General features: G+C 60.1%; 16 protein-coding genes. 9 read left to right on the forward strand and 7 right to left on the reverse strand.

Going from position 1 to position 16,824, the window contains the following annotated elements; genetic code table 11:
• Positions 1 to 62: 62 nt before the first annotated feature.
• The 5 genes from hflK (AB4N47_RS23190) (at position 63) to cfaB (ending at position 7,382) form a co-directional block, all read left to right on the forward strand.
• Positions 63 to 2,024: a protease modulator HflK gene (gene hflK / locus AB4N47_RS23190; protein WP_341638223.1), complete on the forward strand. Its 1,962-nt coding sequence runs from the start codon at positions 63 to 65 to the stop codon at positions 2,022 to 2,024.
• Positions 2,021 to 3,064 (forward strand): protease modulator HflC, encoded by a 1,044-nt coding sequence (gene hflC, locus AB4N47_RS23195; protein ID WP_341638222.1) that lies wholly within the window; start codon positions 2,021 to 2,023, stop codon positions 3,062 to 3,064. The genes hflK (AB4N47_RS23190) and hflC overlap by 4 nt, the downstream gene beginning before the upstream one ends.
• Positions 3,061 to 4,110 (forward strand): protease modulator HflK, encoded by a 1,050-nt coding sequence (gene hflK / locus AB4N47_RS23200; RefSeq protein ID WP_341638221.1) that lies wholly within the window; start codon positions 3,061 to 3,063, stop codon positions 4,108 to 4,110. Before hflC ends, hflK (AB4N47_RS23200) begins: the two co-directional genes overlap by 4 nt.
• Positions 4,107 to 6,017 (forward strand): cation-translocating P-type ATPase, encoded by a 1,911-nt coding sequence (locus AB4N47_RS23205; protein WP_460154354.1) that lies wholly within the window; start codon positions 4,107 to 4,109, stop codon positions 6,015 to 6,017. Before hflK (AB4N47_RS23200) ends, AB4N47_RS23205 begins: the two co-directional genes overlap by 4 nt.
• Before the next feature lie 177 nt (positions 6,018 to 6,194).
• Entirely contained in the window at positions 6,195 to 7,382 is a 1,188-nt protein-coding gene (gene cfaB / locus AB4N47_RS23210; RefSeq protein ID WP_122612801.1) for a C17 cyclopropane fatty acid synthase CfaB, read from the forward strand.
• Positions 7,383 to 7,392: 10 nt separating this feature from the next.
• Here cfaB and cls read toward each other — a convergent pair whose 3' ends face one another.
• Positions 7,393 to 8,832, reverse strand: coding sequence for a cardiolipin synthase (cls, locus tag AB4N47_RS23215; protein WP_460154355.1), 1,440 nt, complete (start codon positions 8,830 to 8,832; stop codon positions 7,393 to 7,395).
• 131 nt (positions 8,833 to 8,963) lie between these two features.
• Here cls and AB4N47_RS23220 point away from each other — a divergent pair, with 131 nt between their 5' ends.
• Positions 8,964 to 9,482 carry a DUF3617 domain-containing protein gene (locus AB4N47_RS23220; protein WP_016772436.1) on the forward strand — a complete coding sequence of 173 codons (519 nt, stop codon included), beginning with the start codon at positions 8,964 to 8,966 and terminating at the stop codon, positions 9,480 to 9,482.
• Between the two features lie 83 nt (positions 9,483 to 9,565).
• Here AB4N47_RS23220 and AB4N47_RS23225 read toward each other — a convergent pair whose 3' ends face one another.
• The 5 genes from AB4N47_RS23225 to AB4N47_RS23245 form a co-directional block, all read right to left on the reverse strand.
• Complete coding sequence (locus tag AB4N47_RS23225; RefSeq protein ID WP_130903159.1) at positions 9,566 to 10,441, reverse strand: metal ABC transporter substrate-binding protein; 876 nt, start codon at positions 10,439 to 10,441, stop codon at positions 9,566 to 9,568.
• An 11-nt stretch (positions 10,442 to 10,452) separates the two neighbouring features.
• Positions 10,453 to 11,322, reverse strand: coding sequence for a metal ABC transporter permease (locus AB4N47_RS23230; RefSeq protein WP_024014863.1), 870 nt, complete (start codon positions 11,320 to 11,322; stop codon positions 10,453 to 10,455).
• Positions 11,322 to 11,990: a metal ABC transporter ATP-binding protein gene (locus AB4N47_RS23235; protein ID WP_341638218.1), complete on the reverse strand. Its 669-nt coding sequence runs from the start codon at positions 11,988 to 11,990 to the stop codon at positions 11,322 to 11,324. Before AB4N47_RS23235 ends, AB4N47_RS23230 begins: the two co-directional genes overlap by 1 nt.
• Positions 11,987 to 12,883, reverse strand: coding sequence for a GTP cyclohydrolase FolE2 (gene folE2 / locus AB4N47_RS23240; protein ID WP_123441888.1), 897 nt, complete (start codon positions 12,881 to 12,883; stop codon positions 11,987 to 11,989). Before folE2 ends, AB4N47_RS23235 begins: the two co-directional genes overlap by 4 nt.
• An 83-nt stretch (positions 12,884 to 12,966) precedes the next feature.
• Entirely contained in the window at positions 12,967 to 13,344 is a 378-nt protein-coding gene (locus tag AB4N47_RS23245) for a glutamine synthetase (protein WP_341638217.1), read from the reverse strand.
• Between the two features lie 209 nt (positions 13,345 to 13,553).
• On the opposite strand from AB4N47_RS23245, the gene zigA reads away from it, so the two are divergent.
• Both zigA and AB4N47_RS23255 read left to right on the forward strand, forming a co-directional pair.
• On the forward strand, positions 13,554 to 14,759 hold the full coding sequence (gene zigA / locus AB4N47_RS23250; protein ID WP_460154356.1) for a zinc metallochaperone GTPase ZigA: 1,206 nt from the start codon (positions 13,554 to 13,556) through the stop codon (positions 14,757 to 14,759).
• A complete protein-coding gene (locus AB4N47_RS23255) occupies positions 14,759 to 15,409 on the forward strand; it encodes a DUF1826 domain-containing protein (protein ID WP_341638215.1) in 651 nt (216 codons plus the stop codon). Before zigA ends, AB4N47_RS23255 begins: the two co-directional genes overlap by 1 nt.
• A gap of 3 nt (positions 15,410 to 15,412) precedes the next feature.
• Here the strand turns inward: AB4N47_RS23255 and AB4N47_RS23260 are convergent, their stop codons facing one another.
• Complete coding sequence (locus AB4N47_RS23260) at positions 15,413 to 15,769, reverse strand: NADH:ubiquinone oxidoreductase (RefSeq protein WP_341638214.1); 357 nt, start codon at positions 15,767 to 15,769, stop codon at positions 15,413 to 15,415.
• Positions 15,770 to 15,809: 40 nt separating this feature from the next.
• Here AB4N47_RS23260 and AB4N47_RS23265 point away from each other — a divergent pair, with 40 nt between their 5' ends.
• On the forward strand, positions 15,810 to 16,781 hold the full coding sequence (locus tag AB4N47_RS23265) for a CobW family GTP-binding protein (protein WP_341638213.1): 972 nt from the start codon (positions 15,810 to 15,812) through the stop codon (positions 16,779 to 16,781).
• Positions 16,782 to 16,824 lie beyond the last annotated feature (43 nt).

A 16,824-nucleotide genomic window follows, 5' to 3' on the forward strand; every position in this document is an offset into this window, starting at 1 on the left:
TATTTCACAGTTTGCGTTATATCGTAACGCTATGAACGCGGGGCCTACATTTTCGGGGTGTTATGCAAGTCGATCTTGAGTTGGACGCCACGCCAGTCACCGGGCTGCCGCGCTTTCAGCAGGCAGCCGTGCAGTCACGCAAATTGCGTCGGTTGGCGTATGGACTCGGCGCAGTGGCGGGGTCGGGCTGGGTGCTGGCGTTTTTCGTCTGCCTGTTTGCGCCGCAGTCCCTGTGGTTGCCGTTGTTGGTCAATCAGGGCGCAGCGTTGCTGGTGCTGGTCGCCGGTCTGCAATCGGCGTGGTGGGTGACGCGCTGGCGCGCGCGGGTGATGCATCCGCCCGCTTCGCAATCGACCGTCGTGGAGGAGGGCGCTGCAGCCGAAGGCTGGTACGAAAGGCTGCTGGAGCGATTGAGTCAGCAGAGCCGCCATCTGCTTGGACAAATCGGTGCGCCGACGTTGTGGCTCGGCGGCTGGGCGTTGCTGGTTCTGCTTGGTATTGAGCAGGTGTGGAATCTCACGTTGCCTGCGGCGGCCTTGGGGCTGGCGGCGAGCATCGGTGCGGCATTGGCGTTGTTGCTGGCGTTTGCCCTGCTGGTGCTGGAACGGCAACTGGCGCAGGAACCGCCGGCGCAATGGCCGGAAGCGGCTGCCCTGGCGCAACTGACCCGGGTGGTGATCATCATTCTGTTGATTGGTGCGCTGTGTCTGTTGTTTGCCAGCGAAAACGCAGTCTGGCCGGTACGCGTGGCGGTGCTCAGCGCAGTCCTGCCAATATTGGTTGCCGGCGAACTGCTGTTGCGCGCGTTACTGTCTGTCTTCAGCCCGCGGCGTGAACAACTGGAACCGACCCTGCTGGCGCGCAGTTTTATCGCCGATATGCTGCGCTGGCCGCCGCAGCCCTGGCTGGCGTTGCAGCATGAAATGCACAATCGGTTCGGCATCGATCTGCGCCAGATCTGGGCCTTCAGTTACATGCGCCGGGCCTTGTTGCCGGTGTTGGCGGTGGTCGCCCTGAGCGGTTGGCTGCTGAGCGGCGTACATGAGATTCCCCTGCAAGGTCGCGGCATCTACGAGCGCTTCGGTAAACCGGTACAGGTTTTCGGCCCGGGTTTGCATGCCGGTTTGCCTTGGCCATTGGGGCGTGTGATTTCCGTTGAAAACGGTGTGGTTCATGAACTGGCAACCAGTGTCGGCGACAAGCCAATCGCCGTGCAGTCCGATTCCGCTGAAGGCCCGGCGCCGCTGACCGCCAACCGTTTGTGGGACGCCAGCCACGTCAACGACAAATCCCAGGTCATCGCCAGCAGCCGCGGCGCGCAACAGGGCCTGCAAATCGTCAACATGGACGTGCGCTTTGTTTATCGCATCGGTTTGAACGACGAGGCGGCACTCGCCGCGACTTATAACAGCGCAGATGTACCGACACTGATTCGCAGCACCGCCAGCCGCATCCTGGTTCACGATTTTGCCTCGCGCACCCTCGACGGTCTGCTCGGCGACGACAGGGCAGGGCTGGCCGAGGAAATCGGTCGCGCAGTACAAAGTGATCTGAACAGATTGAACAGTGGTGTGGAAATCCTCGCCACAGTCGTCGAAGCGATTCATCCACCGGCCGGCGCGGCGAATGCCTATCACAGTGTGCAAGCGGCGCAGATCGGCGCGCAGGCGTTGATCGCTCGCGAACGCGGGGCGGCTGCGCAGGCCACTAACGAGGCGCAGTTGCAGGCGAGCACGGCGCGGGATCAGGCAATGGCCAATGCGCGGGAGATCAACGCCGCTGCGCAAACCGCCGACCTGAAATTCAGCGCCGAACAGAAAGCCTTTGCCAGTGCTGGCCAGGCCTTCGTGCTGGAGCAATATCTCAGCCAGCTCAGTCAGGGCTTGAGTAAAGCCAGGTTGCTGGTGCTCGATCATCGACTCGGCGGCAGCGCAAATGCGCCAACCATTGATCTGCGCACTTTTACGTTGCCGGCTGATCCGTCGCCCGCCCGTACCACCGCTCAACCAGGAGCCACCCATTGAGCCAGTCGCCTGTTCATGACGTTCACGACCACAGCAACCACGACCATGGCCACGGCGGGCATCACCATCATCATGGTCATCACCACCATCACGGCGAGGTGCCAGAAGTCGGACCATTTCCTTGGCGGCGTATGAGCTGGGCTGCGTTGCTGGTGGCGTTTGCCATTGCCGCCGCGAGTCTGGTGCAAGTGCGCTCCGGTGAAGCCACGGTCATCACCCGTTTCGGTAATCCTTCGCGGGTATTGCTTGATCCCGGTTTGAGCTGGCGCTGGCCGGCACCGTTAGAAGCGGCGATCCCGGTGGACTTGCGTCTACGTACCACCTCAAGTGGTTTGCAGGACGTCGGCACCAAGGATGGTTTGCGCATCATCGTTCAGGCCTACGTGGCGTGGCAGGTGCAGGGTGATCCTGAACATGTGCAGCGTTTCATGCGTGCCGTGCAGAATCAGCCGGACGAAGCGGCGCGGCAGATTCGCACCTTTGTCGGCTCAGCGCTGGAGACCACGGCCAGCAGCTTTGACCTGGCCAATCTGGTCAACACTGATGCCAAACAAGTGCGCATCGGCGATTTTGAAACGCAGTTGCGTCAGCAGATCGACCAACAGTTGCTCGCTACATATGGCGTGCGCGTGGTGCAGGTGGGTGTCGAGCGTTTGACTTTGCCATCGGTCACGCTCAGCGCCACGGTCGACCGCATGCGTGCCGAGCGTGAAACCATTGCTACCGAACGCACGGCTGTTGGCAAACGCGAAGCGGCGCAAATCCGTTCCGCCGCCGAGCGCGATGCGCGGATCGTCCAGGCTGATGCGACGGTGAAAGCCGCTGAAATTGAAGCGCAATCGCGAGTCGAGGCTGCGCAGATTTATGGGCGCGCCTACGCCAGCTCGCCGCAGCTTTACAACCTGCTGCGCTCCCTCGATACCCTCGGCACCATTGTCACACCGGACACCAAATTGATTCTGCGCACCGATGCCGCACCTTTCCGCGTATTGGTCGACGGCCCACCGATGCTCGACAACAAAGCCGGATCGCAGCCATGAGCGAAGAAGTTCCACGTGGAACACATGCGTTGAACAGTCCGTGGATCCAGGCCGGACGTCTGACCTTCATCGCCCTGTATGCGATCACTGTGCTGGCGGCGCTGGCATGGGCGTTCTCGAATGTCCGGCAGATTGATCCGCAAAACCGCGCGGTGGTGCTGCACTTCGGCGCGCTCGATCGCGTTCAGAATGCCGGGCTGTTATGGGCGTGGCCGCAACCCTTTGAGCAGGTTGTTCTGTTGCCGGCGGCTGACCGGGTGATCGAGCGTCGAGTGGAAAATCTGTTGCGCAGTGACGAAGCTCTGAAGGCTGATCGGGTAGCGTCCTTCGCCACGCCATTGAGCGATGCACTCGCCGGGTCTGGTTATTTATTGACCGGTGACGCCGGTGTAGTGCAACTGGACGTGCGAGTGTTTTACCAAGTCTCCGATCCGTACGAATTCGTGTTGCAAGGCGAGCATGTGCTGCCAGCACTCGATCGGCTGGTGACGCGCAGCGCCGTGGCCCTGGCCGCCGCGCGAGATCTCGACACCATCCTGGTCGCTCGCCCGGAATTGATCGGCGCCGACAATCAGGCGGCCGAGCGCCGTGAGCGATTGCGCGGTGATCTGCTGCAAGGCATTAACGCGCGTCTCGCTGAACTGAAGGCGAGCGGCCAGGGCATCGGCATCGAGGTGTCGCGGGTGGATGTGCAATCAAGTCTGCCGGAGCCGGCGGTCAGTGCCTTCAATGCGGTTCTGACCGCCAGTCAGCAAGCCGATAAGGCCGTGGCCAATGCGCGGACCGAGGCGGAAAAACTCACTCAGTCGGCCAACGAACAGGCTGACCGCACACTCCAGGTGGCTCACGCGCAGGCGGGCGAGCGTCTTGCAAAAGCCTCGGCCGATACCGCAACCGTTTCGGGTCTGGCCACATCTACCGACCCGCAAATGCTCCTGCGTCTGTATCGCGAACGCCTGCCGAAAATTTTCGGTCAGGCCGGGTCGGTCACCACCGTCAACCCGAAAGACGATTCCCGGTTGATCATTCAAGGAGCCAGTCAATGACGGCGACCACCGCTGCTCCGAGTCTGTTGTCCTCGGCTGAACAACGTCGCGCCGCGCGTCAGTTGACCCTGGCGATGCTTGCGCTCGGGTTGCTGGGTCTGGGTTTGATCTGGCGCTGGATGCTCCCGGAGCAAACCGGTGTCAGCCAGTTGCTGCTCGGTTTCGCCTCGTTGCTGGTAGCGGTTCCGGTGATGCGTTCGGCTTGGTACAGCCTGCGTTACCCGAGCCTGCACGGCATCACCGATCAGTTGATCGCGCTGGCCATGCTCGGTGCCTGGGCGACCGGTGATCTGCTCACTGCGGCGTTGTTGCCGATCATCATGATCTTCGGCCATGTGCTTGAGGAGCGCAGCGTGATCGGCTCCCAGGAAGCGATCAATGCGCTTGGCCAGTTGACCCGCAGCCATGCGCGCAAGCTGCAAGCAGATGGTTCGATCATTGAAGTGGACAACGGCACGCTCAGCGCTGGCGATGTTGTCGAGGTGCGGGCCGGTGATCGGGTGCCGGCGGACGGTCGGGTCTTATCGGGGCAGGCGAGCCTTGATACCGCGTCGATTACCGGTGAGTCGGTTCCGGTGGAAGCGGGCGTCGGCATGCTGGTGTTCGGCGGCGCGATCAACCTCGATGGATTGCTGCGCGTCGAAGTCACCCGCACCGGCGGCGAATCCACCTTGGGCAAAGTCATCGCCCTGATGCAAAACGCCGAGCGCTCGAAACCGCCGATCACGCGATTGCTCGAACGCTATGCCGGCAGCTACATGGTGCTGGTCTTGTTGCTGGCGGCGGTGACCTGGTTCGTCACCCATGATGCACAGGCGATGCTCGCGGTGTTGGTGGCGGCGTGTCCGTGTGCGTTGGTGCTGTCGGCGCCGGCCACGGCGATTGCCGGTGTCGCCGTCGCCGCGCGTCACGGGATTCTGATTCGCAGCTCGGCGTTCCTCGAAGAACTCGCCGATCTGACCTCGCTGGTGGTCGACAAAACCGGCACGCTGACGTACGGCACCTTGCGTTTGCAGTCGATCGACAGCCTGAATGCGGACACCGCCGAAGTGCAGACACTGGCCGCCAGTCTCGGCGCGGCGAGCAGTCATCCGGTGAGCCGGGCACTCGCCGGGATGGCCGATCAGGAAGCCTATTGGCCTCTGACCAACATCCATGAGCGCCAAGGCTTGGGCGTAGTGGCGACGACAAAGAAGGGCGAAGCCGCGCTCGGTCGTCCAGAGTTGTTCACGCAACTGGGTATCACAACCACCCTTGTTCCTGAGCACGATGGCCCGATCGCCGGGTTGGCCCTGAACGGCGAATTCCTCGCCTGGCTGCTGCTAGCAGACAGCATCAAACCGGAAGCGCGCTTTGCCTTGAGCGAATTGCGTGAACTAGGGCTGGGACGCCAACTTCTGTTGACCGGTGATCGCCAGAGCGTTGCGCGAACGTTGGCGCAGGAAGTCGGGCTGTACGAAGTCCAGGCGCAAGCGCTTCCGGAGGACAAACTCAATCGCGTGCTCAAGGAAATCGATCACGGCTTTCGTCCGATGGTGGTAGGCGACGGTATCAACGATTCACTCGCGCTCAAAGCCGGCGTGGTCGGCGTGGCGATGGGCGCTGGCGGGGCCGACATTGCTCTGGCGTCAGCCGACATCGTGTTGATCGGCAGCGATCTGCGTCGCCTCGGTACTTGCGTGCGCCTGAGTCGTCAGTGCCGGCGTACTTTGCAGGTCAACGTGATTATCGGCCTTGGCTGGACGCTGGCTATCGTGGTCTTCGCGGCGTTCGGTTGGCTTGGTGCGGCCGGGGTGATGATCGCGGCGCTGCTGCATAACCTGAGTACGCTGTTGGTGTTGGGCAACGCCGGACGTTTGCTGCGCTTTCAGGAGCCCTTGCTCAGGCTCGACGCTCAGAATAAATGAAAGAAAATTCATCGAACCGCCGAGTGCGCAGGCAGTCATCTATCGTAAGACGCGTCGTCTGTGGCGTTCAGCCGATGTGCCGATCACGATAGACAAGGCCGATCGAATCGATAGCCTGCTATTTTTCCAGGTTGGTCTACCCTCAGATCAGACGTCTGAAACAAGGGGGGATTTTCCATGCTCGCGCAACTTCCACCGGCCTTACAGAATCTGCAGTTACCGCTTCGCCTGCGACTCTGGGACGGCCACGAGTTCAATCTGGGCCCGACGCCCAGCGTAACCATCGTCGTCAAGGACCCGCAGATGGTTACTCAATTCACCCACCCAAGCCTGGATGCGCTGGGTGCGGCGTTCGTCGAAGGCAAGCTGGAACTGGAGGGCTCGATCAGCGAAGTCATTCGGGTTTGCGACGAGTTGAGCAATGCGCTGCTCGACGAAGACGAAGGCAGTCAGCCGGTGCGTGCGCATCACGACAAAGACACCGATGCCAAAGCCATTTCCTATCACTACGACCTGTCGAATGCGTTCTACCAGCTCTGGCTGGATAGCGACATGGCGTATTCCTGTGCCTATTTCGAAACCGGTAGCGAAACCCTCGAACAGGCGCAGCAAGCCAAATTCCGCCATCTGTGCCGCAAGCTGCGCTTGCAGCCGGGCGAGTATTTGCTGGATGTCGGCTGCGGTTGGGGCGGTCTGGCGCGGTATGCGGCGCGAGAGTTCGGCGTAAAGGTGTTCGGTATTACTTTGAGCAAGGAGCAGTTGGCGCTGGCGCAGGAGCGGGTCAAGGCCGAGGGTCTGGAAGATCAGGTCGAACTGCAATTGCTCGACTATCGCGATCTGCCGCAGGACGGCCGCTTCGACAAGGTTGTCAGCGTCGGCATGTTCGAACACGTTGGTCATGCCAATCTCGCCGAGTATTGCGCAACGCTGTTTGGCGCGGTGAAAGAGGGCGGCCTGGTGATGAACCACGGCATCACCGCCAAACACACCGATGGCCGCCCGGTTGGACGCGGCGCTGGCGACTTTATCGAAAAATACGTGTTCCCCAACGGCGAGTTGCCGCATCTGGCGATGATCTCAGCCGAGATCAGTGAAGCCGGGCTGGAAATCGTCGATGTCGAAAGCTTGCGCCTGCACTACGCGCGCACGCTCGATCACTGGAGTGAGCGACTGGAGGATAACCTCGAAGCTGCGGCGAAACTGGTGCCTGAGCAAGCACTGCGTATCTGGCGTCTGTATCTGGCCGGTTGCGCGTACGCCTTTGCCCGGGGCTGGATCAATCTGCATCAGATCCTCGCCGTGAAAGCGCATCCGGATGGCAGCCACGAACTGCCCTGGACCCGCGACGACATCTACCACCCCTGAAACGGGGCGCTCAGAGTATCGGCGAAATCAGCCGGGCGATCCGCATGCCGACCTGTTGCATGCGGTGGATCTCCCGGCTTTCTTCTTTGGCCACTTCATCGGCCAGGGCGAAATCGTCATTGAGCATGTGTTCCACGGCGGCGGCGAACTGGCTGTCGACGGTCAGCAACATCACTTCGAAATTCAGACGGAACGAGCGATTGTCCAGATTGGCGCTGCCGATGGCGCTGATTTCGCTGTCGATCAGCACCACTTTCTGATGCAGAAAACCCGGACGATAGCGGAACACCCGCACGCCGGCACGCACCGCCTCGAAGGCATACAGGCTGGACGCGGCATAGACGATGCGGTGATCAGGCCGCGACGGCAACAGCAGTCGAACATCGATCCCGCGTAACACTGCCAGCCTCAGCGCGGCGAATACGGCTTCGTCAGGCACGAAGTAAGGGCTGGTGATCCATACCCGCTGCGTCGCTGCGTGAATGGCTTCGACGAAAAACAGCGAGCAGGTTTCATAAGCATCGGCCGGACCGCTGGCAAGCAATTGGCAAAGCACGCCATCCTCCGGATACGCATCCGGAAGGATCAACGGCGGCAGAGTACGAGCAGCCCAGAACCAATCTTCGGCGAACGATTCCTGCATGCAGGCCACCACCGGCCCGCGGACTTTCACGTGGGTGTCACGCCACGGCGCCAATGGTGGCTTCTCACCCATGTATTCATCGCCGACGTTATGCCCGCCGACAAAGCCGACTACGCCATCGACCACAACGATTTTGCGGTGGTTGCGGAAGTTGACTTGAAAGCGGTTGAGCCAGCCGCTGCGCGTGGCAAAGGCTTTGACCTCGACGCCGGCATCACGCAGCGCCTGCACGTAATGATGGGGCAGGGCATGGCTGCCGATGCGGTCGTAGAGCAAATGAATCGACACGCCTTCGGCGGCTTTCTTCAACAGCAAATCACGCAAGCGCCGGCCGAGCCGATCGTCGTGAATGATGAAGAACTGGACCAGCACTGCTTCCCTGGCTTGTTCGATCGCCTGAAATATTGCATCGAAGGTCGCGGTGCCGTTCACCAGCAGTTGCACCTCGTTGTTCGCCAGGCACGGCATGCGCCCCAGTTTCGGCATCGCGCGCAATGAGGCATAGGCACTCGACGCGCGAGCGGCCAGGGCTTCTTCAACCCATGGGCGCCAGTTCAATTCGGAAATGGCCAAGCGCATCTGCTCGTTGGCCTGGCGCCGCGCCTTGATGTAGCCATCGAAGGTGCTGCGACCAAAGACCAGATACGGAATAAGCGTGAGGTAGGGAATGAAGATCAGCGACAATGCCCAGGCGATCGAGCCCTGCGCTGTGCGCACGGTGAGCACCGCATGGATCGCAGCGATCGAACCGAGTGTGTGCAACAGGGCGATCAGATAACCGAAAATGTGCGGTCCGAAAAAATCCATGGGGCAGCCTTGCTCCGTGAGATGCAATGCTTAACAGACCATGTTCTGCGGCGAATGTCTCTATTTAATCGGCGCATGAACCGACACAATCGGCCGGCGTCTAACGGCCACAACTGATCAGGAGTTACTCGATGAACGTTCGTCTGCTGGGTTTGGCGCTGGGCCTGGGTTTGGCATTGCCGGTGGTTGCGCAGGCGCAAATGCTGCAGCCGGGGTTGTGGGAAATGTCTTCGAGCAATCTGAAGGTCGATGATCAGGCCATGGATGTGCAATCGATCCTTGGCCAGATTCAAGGCCAGATCACCCCGCAGCAGCGCGCGGCGCTGGAGAAGAACGGCATCAACATCGGCGGCAAAGGCATCCGCGCTTGCCTGACGCCGCAGCAGGTGGCGACCAACGACATCCCGCTGGCCGATCCGCAATCGGGCTGCAAGCAGCAGATCACCGAGCGCACCGGCAACCAATGGAAATTCCGCTTCAGCTGCCCGAAAGCCCAGGGCACAGGCGTGGCGACATTCCTCAGTGACCGCGAATTCACCACCGTCGCCAATGGCACCTTCAACGCTATCGGCATCAACCAGAAGGGCAGCCTGGAAACCCGGGCAGTCTGGCTGGGTCAGGATTGCGGCACGGTAAAACCCCGCGCTTGAAACCTCTGTGACGCCCACAGTTGGAAGCCATTCTAACTGTGGGAGCGAGCCTGCTCGCGAATAGATCGAAAGCGCACCTCAGGTCATGGCTGACTCAACGCCTTGTACAGCGTATTAAGGTTGTACTCGAACAGCCCGGTAAAAGTGCTCGCAGGCCCGGTGGAAGCCAGTGCATCCGAGTACAGCGTGCCACCGATGTGTGCGCCGCTTTCATCCGCGATCTGCTTGAGCAGACGCGCGTCCTTGATGTTTTCCATGAACACCGCCTTGACCTTGGCCTGGCGAATCTGCGTGATCAGCGCAGCGACTTCGGCGGCGGAGGGTTCGCGTTCGGTGGATAAACCCTGTGGCGCGATAAAGTCGATGCCATAGGCCTGACCCAGATAGCCAAAGGCATCGTGGCTGGTGACGATCTTGCGATTACCCGGCGGCAGCGCGCCGAGTTTGTTTTTGGCTTCGGCGAGCAGGGCATAGATCTGCTTGAGGTAGGTCTGGCTGTTGCGCTCGTAGTCAGCCTTGTTGGCCGGGTCGGCGGCGATCAGCGCCTTGGTGATGTTGGCGACGTACAACTCAGCGTTCGCCAGATTGTGCCAGGCGTGTGGATCCGGAACGGTTTCGCCATCTTCATCGAGCGAACGTGGAATCACCCCGCGACTGGCACTGATCACCGTTGCCTTGCTGTCGGTGCTGGTCACCAGGCGATCCAGCCAAGGTTCGAAACCGAGGCCGTTCTTGATGATTACTTTGGCTTTGAGCAACGCCTTGGCATCGTCCGGTGTCGGCTCGTAGGTGTGCGCATCAGCGTCCGCGCCGACCATGTTGGTGATCTCAACGTGCTCGCCGCCGACCTGATGAACCATGTCGGCAAGGATGCTGAAGCTGGTCACCACCGGCAGTTTTTCGGCGGCTGACAAGGACATCGACAGCATCAGGCTGAACAGCACGAGTAGAGCGCGCATCGGGAAACACCTCATTGGGATGTGAGCAAAGGCGGGCGGCGCAGCAAACCGTGAACCGGTCCGAACACCACCGACAGCAGATAGCCGACCCCCGCGACCAGCACGATGGCCGGGCCGCTGGGCAGCGAGTAGTAGAACGACAGCAGCAAGCCGAGCCACACAGACACGCAGCCCATGACCGCGGCGATGGCGATCAGTAGCGGTAGGCGGCGACTCCAAAATCTCGACGCAGCAGCCGGAAGCATCATCAGGCCGACAACCATCAGTGCGCCGATGGCCTGAAAGCCGATCACCAGATTCAGCACGACCAGAGTCAGGAACACGCCATGAGCCAGTGGTCCGAGACGACTGACCGTGCGCAAGAACAATGGGTCCAGTGTGTCCAGCAGCAGAGGTTTGTAGATCGCCGCCATCGCCATGAGGCTGACCGCCGAGACCCACAGCATGCCGGTCAGTGTCGGCCCGTCTACGGCCAACGCTGAGCCGAACAGCAAGTGCAGAAGGTCGAGGCGCTTGCCGGCGATGCCAAGGATCAAAACGCCGCTGGCCAGTGAGATCGGATAGATCGCGGCGAGGCTGGCATCTTCTCGCAACCCCGTTCGCCGGGTGATCCAGGCCGCGAGTCCGGCCATGCTCAGCCCGGCTCCCAAGCCACCGAGGGTGAGTGCGGGAAGACTCAAACCGGCAAACCAGAATCCCAGCGCTGCACCAGGGAGAATGCCGTGCGCGACGGCGTCACCGATCAAGCTCATACGTCTAAGAATCAAAAAAACACCCAAGGGCGCCGTGCTGCATGCCAGCACCAGGCCGCCGAGCAAGGCGCGGCGCATGAACACGAATTCGCTGAACGGCTGCCAGAAATGGCTGACGGTGGCGAGCATCAGGCGACCTGCATGTGCGGTGTTGGCTGGATCAGTTCTCGGCTGGTTCCGTACACGCAGTGGCCGTTTTTGATCAGCAGGGTATGCGAAATGTGTTGGCGGACAGCCGCCAGGTCATGGCAGACCACAAGCAGTGTCCGGCCTTCGGCGTGCCAGTGGTGAATGTGCTGCCAGAGCAATTGCTGGCCGAGTTCGTCGAGTGCGGCGTGCGGTTCGTCCAGCAACAGCACCGGGGCGTCAGCAAGGCTCAGTCGCGCGAGCAGGGCACGTTGTAGCTCACCGCCGGACAGGGCCATCAACGGGCGCTGTTCGAGTCCACTCAAATGCCAGTCTTCCAATGCGTTTTTCAGTCGCTGCGTGCGCAGCTGTGTCGAGAGCCGACGGCCCCAGAAACCTGCGGCGATGAGCTCTTCGAGGCTGATTGGAAACTGCCGATCCAAATGTTGCTGTTGCGGCAGAAAGGAAATGCCGCTTTGGCGTGGAACAGCCATTTCCACCTTGCCGGCCAAGGGCTTCTGCAAACCGGCGATGACTTTCAGCAGACTGCTTTTGCCGCAGCCGTTGGCGCCGATGATTGCGGTCAGGCTGGCGCTTTCGAACTCAAGACTCAAAGGCGTCGTCAGCGGTTGGCCGGGTGCGCCCCATACCAAGGATTGGCAGCGGATCATTTTTGCTCCCGTCGCCAGCTGCTTTCGGCGACGGCGTCATGGGCATGCAGGCTTTCGGCGTGGATCACGCGGATGTGGAATTGGTTGATGCCGGGCGTGCGCTGCAGTGCCAGATTGAGGCGGCGCGCGGCGTCTTCACAGAACATAAGGTTTTGCCCATTGGCGAGTGCGAAGGCTTGCTCGTCGGGGCGCTTTACTGCGGTCTGCACGGCGGTGCCGAGGGCTGCTTCAGCGTCATTGATGATCGCGGTCAGCGGTAGCTCGTCGATGAAATTGTCGAGATGCAGGTGCAGTTGCGCATAGCTGCGCTGGCTGTGCGGAGTGGCTACGATCCCTTTGGTTGAGCCAAGCCATGCCAAAACATCTGCGTGTTGCAGAGCCTTGTTGGCGAAATCGTCGACGAATTGCTGCTGGATCAATTGCCTTGCCAAGGCTGCGGAGCATGGGCACGTCGAGGAATAGGGCAGTTCAATTTTTAGTTCCACGTGGAACATTTGCTGTTTCAGGCTCGCTGAAATGGACGCCGGATAGGATTTCCAGCCGGCCAAGGGGCTGACCAACGCGGGTCGTTTCAGCAACAATTCGGTGTGAATATTCAGATACGCGCAGGCGGATAGACCTTGATGGCTTGTCAGAAAACACTTGAGTACCTGATGCAGCAAAGCGGGAGAAAGGCTTCGCTGTTCGAGGGTTTCGAGTGCCAGATACAAGCGCGACATGTGAATACCACGCGCTTCACCATCATCGAGACTCACGCCAGCGTCGACTCTGGCGCTGAGGCATTGGCCTTCAAGCACAACGGGTAGAGCAATCCCACGCATGCCTACCCAGTCGAGGGGCAGTGCCAAGCGTGCAGATTGGGCGGCGATATCCGGGAGAGTAAGAGCATTCATGGTTGAGACCGTCGTATTGATCTCTATTTACGTTACATTATAACAATCCATTCAGCGATGCTTTTTTCATGAAAAGGATTTCACTAGCAGCCCGTCATCCGGCTGCAAGTGAACCTTGCGCTGCTCCCTCCCGAGCTGGAGAAGCGGTTGATGGTTGTCCAGCCGACACGGCGGGTATAGCCAACCCAAGCCTCGCCATCGGAGGCAATACCGGTAAAAAAGGTTAATTGGCCGAAGCGGCTGTTGGTCTGCGCCCAATAGCGATGGTCGTCCTTCTCGAATCCGCGCAGGTAAAGCGTGGTGCCTACCGTATTGACGCTATAGGCATTGCCGTCGACGTCTACACACGCCAGCAGATTAGCGCTGCGTGTGCAGTGCGCCGGCCCCGGCATGTGCGCCTGTGCTTGGCTGGCCAGCGACATGGCAAAGCTCAAAAGCAGGCATTTCAACCCCTTGTTCATTGCGAGTTTCCACGATCGGTGGTGCAGCAATTTGCGAAATCTTCTGTGTCGGACTGGCAAACTTAGGTTGTTATACTATAACATAAATCGCAACCAGCCTGAGCTGCCGATCACAATCGTATGCCTTCTTTGACCCGGTTAAATGAAGCGCAACACGCCAAGCGCACACCTAAAAGCGTAAATCGGCTGCCATTTATGAGGATTATCCAATGTCAGCCAAATTGCCCGTCACCGTACTTTCAGGATTTCTCGGCGCCGGAAAAAGTACACTTTTGAATTACGTACTACGTAACCGAGACGGCTTGCGCGTAGCGGTGATCGTCAACGATATGAGCGAGATGAACATCGATGGCAGTGAAGTCCAGCGCGATGTCAGCCTGAACCGCGCTGAGGAAAAACTCATCGAAATGAGCAATGGCTGTATCTGCTGTACGTTACGTGAAGATTTACTGGAAGAAGTCAGCAAACTTGCCCGTGAGGATCGTTTCGATTACCTGCTCATCGAATCAACCGGCATTTCCGAACCGCTTCCGGTCGCTGAAACCTTCACCTTCCGCGATGAACAGGGGCAAAGCCTCGCCGACATCGCTCGCCTCGATACCATGGTCACCGTGGTCGACGGTGTGAATTTCCTGGTGGATTACCAGGCGGCCGAAAGCCTTGCCTCTCGCGGCGAGATTCTCGGTGAAGAAGACGAGCGCTCCATCACCGATCTGTTGATCGAACAGATCGAGTTCGCCGACGTCCTGCTGATCAGCAAAATCGACATGATCAGCCAGCACGAGCGTGAAGAACTCACCGCCATCCTCAAGCGCCTCAATGCTCAGGCTGAAATCATTCCAATGGTGATGGGCGAAATCCCCCTGGAGAAAATTCTCAACACCGTTCGTTTCGATTTCGAGAAAGCCGCACAAGCCCCGGGATGGCTGCAGGAATTGCGCGGTGAGCACGTCCCGGAAACACAGGAATACGGCATCGCCTCGACGGCCTACCGCGCCCGCCGGCCATTTCACCCGCAACGTTTTTTCAGCTTCATCGATCGGCCTTGGCTGAACGGCAAGCTGCTGCGCTCCAAAGGCTTCTTCTGGCTCGCCAGCAAACCCACCGACGCCGGTAGCTGGTCCCAGGCAGGCGGCTTGATGCGGCATGGATTCGCCGGTCGCTGGTGGCGTTTTGTGCCAAAGAATCAATGGCCCGAAGATCAGGAAAGCGTCCAGGCGATCATGGGAAACTGGATTCCAAGCGTAGGAGATTGCCGGCAGGAACTGGTATTCATCGGTCAAAACATAGATTTCCTAAAACTGTCCGCCGAACTCGATGCCTGCCTTTTGACCGATGAAGAAATGGCCATGGGTGTAGAAGGCTGGCGTTTGCTGCCTGATCCATTCGGCCCGTGGCACGAAGAGGCCGCCTGATGCTCGTACTCAAGGATCGGCCGCTTCTTGCCCGTCATCAGTACCAGGGCCTGACACCGCAAACGTTGACGCGAATCTTGGAAGACCAGACCAATCTCGCGGTCTGGCAACGCCGGCTGCCCGTGCACATCGCCGATTTTGCGCAATTGGTGCTGTCGCTCAACGAGCCCTTGGCCGAGTCGCTTTGCCTGGAATTGGCTGACGAGGACGCTGAGCCGGATCTCGCCGGTCTGGCTGCAGGGCTGCGTGATCTGCAAGGTTTCGAAGGTTTCATGAGCGATCTTAAATGGCTGATCAGTGCCTTCGCCTGCCTGCTCGGTGCGCGGCGTATCGGCGTGCGTTTGCGTGTGCTGGACAAGGCCATGTGTCCGCGTTTCCACGTCGATCACGTGCCGGTGCGCTTGATCACTACTTACGCTGGCATCGGCAGCCAATGGCTTGAGGAGGGCGCGATGGATCGCCTGCAACTTGGCCAGGCCGATGCCGAACCGCAAGGTGCAGCGTCGATTCGCCAGCTCAACAGCGGCGACGTCGCGTTGCTCAAAGGCGAAAAATGGCACGGCAATGAAGGCTTCGGCCTGATCCATCGTTCGCCGCAACCGGCGCCCGGTGAGCGCCGTCTGCTGCTGACCCTCGACTGGCTCGGCTGAAATTCAGGGCTTGCGCCAGGCGCCCTGGCTCTGGCCTTCGCAATACGGCTTGAGATACGCCGCATCAGTGGCCACGCCGTAATAGTGGATATCCTGGCGATAGGGCATATTGGCGACTTGCGCGTTGCTGCACACGCCGAAAGCGCCGCTGGGGCACTGATCGACGTATTGCACCTCGACTATCTGCCCGGCCAGCGTCGGTTGGCAGAAGCCGTCATTGAACAATTTCTGCGGAATCGTCCTGTTCTGCTGACAGACTTTGACGTCGAGCCGTTCGCCCTGTGTGTGCACCACGCAGGCCTGAGCCCACGCTTCACTCGACAGCAGCGCCAACAGCAACGACCATCCCGACCAGCGCATCTTCGATCTCCTCAATAACTGTCCGCAGAAAGTACCCGCCATGTTGCAGAACATTCCGACCCACGTCATCGCCGGCCCGTTGGGCGCCGGCAAGACCAGCCTGATTCGCCAGTTGCTGGCGCAACGGCCTGCGGATGAACGCTGGGCGGTGCTGATCAACGAGTTCGGCCAGATCGGTCTCGACGCTGCACTGCTGACGAATGACGCCGATGGTATCGCACTGGGTGAGGTGGCCGGGGGCTGCCTGTGTTGCGTCAATGGTGCTCCATTCCAGATCGGCCTCGGCCGCCTGCTGCGCAAGGCCAGACCGGATCGACTGTTTATCGAGCCATCCGGGCTGGGCCATCCGGCGCAGTTGCTCAAGCAATTGAACGAGGCGCCGTGGCTGGGCGTGCTGGCGGTTCAGCCCTGTGTGCTGGTTCTGGACGCTCAGGCATTGCACGCGGGTAGAACCCTGCCGGACGCCCAGCAGCAAGCGTTGGCCAGCGCGGGTTTGCTGCTGTTGAACAAAGCGGAAGATCTCGATGAAACGGTTCGAGAGAAAATCGCCAGCCAGTTGCCGCCCGTCAGGCTGATCTGGACGCAGCAAGCGCAACTGCCTCTGAGCAAGCTTCCGGGGCTGAAAGCAAAAGCAAAAGCGAACGAAGGCGCAGGGCATCTGCCGCTGCCGACTGGATTGGCACAGCTGCCAGCGGTCTGGAGCGATCCGGCCGAACCGATTTGCCTGAGTCAGGCACAGGAGGGTGGGTGGAGCATCGGTTGGCGCTGGCATCCGCGGCAGGTCTTTGATCAAGCTCGCATCGCCGATTGGCTGAGCTCACTCGACTGGAAGCGGGCGAAACTGGTTATCCACAGCACGGATGGCTGGGTTTCGGGGAATGCGCTGGAGCATGCCGGGCTGGAATGGCAGGTAAGTGAATGGCGAAGAGATTCGCGGATCGAGCTGATTTTCAGTGGTCTTGAGGAAGTTGAAGTGCTTCAGGCGGGCCTCGCTGCTTGCCGCAAGCTTTAGGAAGCAAAAGATCGCAGCCTTCGGCAGCTCCTACAGGACTTGG

This window comes from Pseudomonas sp. S3_G06 (assembly GCF_054667565.1).